This is a genomic window from Tahibacter sp., from assembly GCF_032229445.1.
Lineage (GTDB): Bacteria > Pseudomonadota > Gammaproteobacteria > Xanthomonadales > Rhodanobacteraceae > Tahibacter.
Genome location: NZ_JAVTWC010000004.1, coordinates 1 through 3,625 on the forward strand (window position 1 = coordinate 1; position 3,625 = coordinate 3,625).

2 protein-coding genes and 1 pseudogene are annotated in these 3,625 nt (G+C 66.2%); 2 read left to right on the forward strand and 1 reads right to left on the reverse strand.

Going from position 1 to position 3,625, the window contains the following annotated elements:
* Positions 1-565, reverse strand: a pseudogene (locus RUU78_RS00595) (alanine--glyoxylate aminotransferase family protein); the annotation flags it as partial.
* 274 nt (positions 566-839) lie between these two features.
* Here RUU78_RS00595 and RUU78_RS00600 point away from each other — a divergent pair.
* Positions 840-1,787 (forward strand): DUF808 domain-containing protein, encoded by a 948-nt coding sequence (locus RUU78_RS00600; RefSeq protein ID WP_313912642.1) that lies wholly within the window; start codon positions 840-842, stop codon positions 1,785-1,787.
* 200 nt (positions 1,788-1,987) lie between these two features.
* On the forward strand, positions 1,988-3,625 hold a 1,638-nt coding region (locus tag RUU78_RS00605), incomplete at its 3' end, for a DUF2235 domain-containing protein (protein WP_313912643.1).

The following is a 3,625-nucleotide window of genomic DNA, read 5'->3' on the forward strand; positions in this document are numbered from 1 at the left end:
CGACCTGGTTGGCGACCATGTCGACCCACACCGCACCGGAAGCCACGCAATCGAGCACGAACAGGCCGTCCACCGCCCGTACCGCCTCACCCACGGCGCGCAGGTAGTCGTTGGGCAGAATCATCCCCGAGGCAGTCTCGACGTGCGGCGCAAAGACGACCGCCGGCCTTTCCTCGCGAATGCAGGCCACGACGTCATCGATCGGTGGTGGCGCGAACGGCGCCTGCGCTCCCTCGGCAAGCTGCCGCGCCTTCATGACGATGCACGCCGCGGGAATTCGCCCCATCTCGAAAATCTGCGTCCAGCGAAAACTGAACCAGCCGTTGCGGATCACCAGGCACTTGCGGTCGGTGGCAAACTGCCGCGCCACCGCCTCCATACCGAAGGTGCCGCTGCCGGGCACGACGATCGCCGTGCTGCCGTTGTAAACTGTCCTGAGGATCCGCGCGATGTCCTTCATGACGCCCTGGAAGCGCTTCGACATGTGGTTCAGGGCGCGGTCGGTATACACCACCGAGTATTCGAGGAGTCCATCCGGATCGGGTTGGGGTAGCAGGGCGGGCACGGTTGTCTCCTGTGGGTTGATGGCGAGCGATCGACGAGTCACGGGCGCGAGAGGCGGAGGATAACGCCAAGTCACGGCGCCGCGCCAGTCGTACGGCAGCGGCGGCGCGGCGAAGCCGCTGCCACCACTTCCCTGGCGGCGGCCCGGCAACGATCAGGCGAGACCGGCGGATACCACAGGCGCAACGCGCAGCCACTTATCCTCTAGAATTCGGCCCATTCAACCCTGGCTGCCGTCGACTCGGCAGTCACCACGCAAAGGACGGGAAACCGCGATGGCCGGAGCCAGCCTGCTTGCCCTGATCGATGACATCGCCACGATCCTCGACGACGTCGCCCTGATGACCAAGGTCGCCGCCAAGAAGACCGCCGGCGTCCTCGGTGACGATCTCGCGCTCAACGCCCAGCAAGTGTCCGGCGTACGAGCCGAGCGCGAGTTGCCGGTGGTCTGGGCGGTCGCCGTCGGTTCGCTGAAGAACAAGCTGATCCTCGTGCCGGCTGCCCTCGCGATCAGCCGTTTCCTGCCCGCGGCGGTGACGCCGCTGCTCATGCTCGGCGGCCTTTACCTGTGCCTCGAAGGCGTCGAGAAGCTGGCCCACAAATGGCTCCACGCCGCCGCCGATGACGCGCCGCACGACGCCGCGGACGCCCTGGGACCGGCCGACGAGACAATCGACCTGCCGACATTGGAAGCCGAAAAGATCAAGGGAGCGATCCGCACCGACTTCGTCCTCTCGGCCGAGATCGTCGTCATCGCCCTGGGCACCGTCGCCGACGCCTCCTTCACCACGCAGGTGGCCGTGCTGTCCGGTATCGGGCTGATCATGACCGTCGGCGTCTACGGCATCGTCGCCGGCATCGTCAAGATGGATGACCTGGGCCTCCACCTGTTGAGCAGGAGCGGGAGCGTCGCACGCACCATCGGCCGAGGCCTGTTGCTGGCGGCTCCGCGCCTGATGAAGGCCCTGACCGTCATCGGTACCGCCGCGATGTTCCTGGTCGGCGGCGGCATCCTCGCGCACGGCATCCCGGCCGTGCATCACGGGATCGCGCATGCTGCCGAGCTGGCGGGCGGCGTGCCTGCCGTCGGCGGCCTCCTCGCGGCATCGACGCCGCTCCTTCTCGACGCGCTGGTGGGCATTGTCGGCGGCAGCTTGACGCTCATCGGCGTCAAGGCATTTGCCGCCGTCCGCGCTGCATTTGGCGGCAAACGCAAGGCATAGACGCCGCAGCGATCGACTGCGCGTCTGCCGCACGGAGCGACGACCACCGCCGGCGAGGGAATCGGACATCTCCACAGCGGCCTGCGCTGACCCAATACAGGCGCAGAGCGTAGTATCCTTGCAGATCCGAGCCCGCTGCGCGCCACCGTCGGTATTCGCACGCGCATCGGCTGACAGCACACTGACAACGAGGAAGAACGATGACCAAGCAGATAGTGGTTTGCATGGATGGCACCTGGAACGACCCCGTCGAGCACACCAATGTCTACCGCTTGTTCCAGATGCTGCCCGGCGAGGAGCGGCAGGTCGACGAAAACGGACCGATCCGTTCGCACCTCGTCAAACGCAGCGATGAGGTCATCGCCTATTGTTTCGAAAGTATCGGCAGGGGTGGACGCGAGCGCGGGCTACTCGGCGGCACGCAGGGAATCGGCCTGCACGACTGCATGATCGACGCCTATCTACTGGTTTCGCAGGTGTATCAGCGCGGCGACAAGATCTGGCTTTTCGGTTTCTCGCGCGGCGCCTGGGCGGCGCGCAGCCTCGGGGCATTCATTGCCCGCTCGGGCCTCATCCCGGCGGTTTATGCCGACGACGACGACGCCGCCGACAAGGCTGAAAAGATCTGGCTGGACTACAAGGAAGGGCGCGGCATGAAGCGCGGCGGCCGCTTCTGGAAGCACCATGACGAAACGCCGATTCGCATGATCGGCGTCTGGGAGACGGTCGGCGAACTCGGCGTGCCGCTGTTCAACGGCCTGCGTCTGGCCGACCGGGACGAACTCCACTTCCTGCAATTTGCCGACCGCGAACTCAGTCCGCGCGTCGAACACGGCCGCCAGGCGCTGGCCATCGACGAGCACCGCGCCGACTTCACGCCGACGCCGTGGGCCGAGCGCGAAGGGGTCAAGCAGGTGTGGTTCGCCGGTGCGCATGCCGATGTCGGGGGCGGCTACGAAAACCACGGTCTCTCGGACATCGCGCTCGAATGGATGATGCAGGAGATCAACGACCTGGATGCCGGCCTGCAGCTCGCGCCCGACCAACTCAGCGAGGCGCTGGCGCCCGACAGCCTGGAGGACCGACACGACGAAACCCGCGGGCCAATCTGGCGGACGCGCCCGAGCAAGGCACGCAAGATCCCCGAGGCTGCCGAACTCCATCCCAGCGTACTGCAGCGCCTGCGTGAGCGGGCCGACTATCGGCCGAAGACGCTCGAAGACATTCCGGTGTGCACCGACTTCTACCTGGACGAGGCGCCGCGCGCCGACGAGACACTGCAGCCGGAGCGGGAAGCCCTGCCCTTCCGCAAGCTGCCGGTGGACGGCTCGACCTCCTTCCCGGCCTATGCCCACAAGTGGTGGAACGCCTCCGGCGTCGAGGTGGATGTCGGCGAACGCTATCGCATCGAGGCGAGCGGCGCCTGGATCGACAAGGAGATCCCGGCAGGTGCGGACGGCTATGAATCCAAGGCCTGGCTCCTTCACCTCGCCGAAGGTAGCCGCCGCATGGAGGAGCGCCCGTGGTTCTCGCTGGTCGCCGCCATCCATCCCCGGCCCGACCTCGAGGCGAACAACCCCGACTCGGAGAACATGCTCACCGGGCTCATCGAAAGCACGATCAGCGGCGTTGCGCGCATCGACGACGAGAGCTGCCTGCTGGCGACTCCGAATGGCTGCGAGATCGAGATCGTCGAACCAGGTTTCCTGTACTTCTTCGCCAACGACTCGCCGTTTTCCTACGGCAACAACCATGGCTTCCTTTCCGTCGAAGTCACCCGCCTCCCCTGGTCGACGGATGTCGACCAGAAGACTACGCCAGCGCATCAACCCGTCCCC

Excerpts from the sequence above, each read along its gene's own strand:
- RUU78_RS00600 (WP_313912642.1), top strand. The coding sequence starts at position 840 with ATGGCCGGAGCCAGCCTGCTTGCCCTGATCGATGACATCGCCACGATC.